At 73.1% G+C, this 264-nt stretch carries 1 protein-coding gene; it reads right to left on the minus strand.

The genetic code is table 11. The features are described 5' to 3' along the window. A partial coding sequence (locus ACEN88_RS35605; RefSeq protein WP_413347108.1) for a hypothetical protein occupies positions 1–264 on the minus strand: 264 nt, incomplete at both ends.

Below are 264 nucleotides of genomic sequence, written 5' to 3' on the forward strand. Positions count from 1 at the left end.
CGCTGATGCTGCTGACGGGCGTGCAGGCGCTGTGGTACGCGGGCGCCGTGCCCAGGCCCGCCGGCAGCGCCAGCACGGCCAGCAGCCTGCATTTGCCGTCTGCTGCGCGCGGGCTTGCCCACGACAGGCAGCACATGCCTACGCCCATGCCGATCAGGCCCGCCTTGGTCAGCACCTGGATCGCGATGGCGATCAGCGAGAACGCCGCGGCCGTGGCGTCGTGCGGCCAGCCCTGCTCGATCGCGACCCCGGCGAGCCTGGACG

It is taken from the genome of Massilia sp. CT11-108 (genome assembly GCF_047302915.1).
Lineage (GTDB): Bacteria > Pseudomonadota > Gammaproteobacteria > Burkholderiales > Burkholderiaceae_D > Telluria > Telluria orientalis.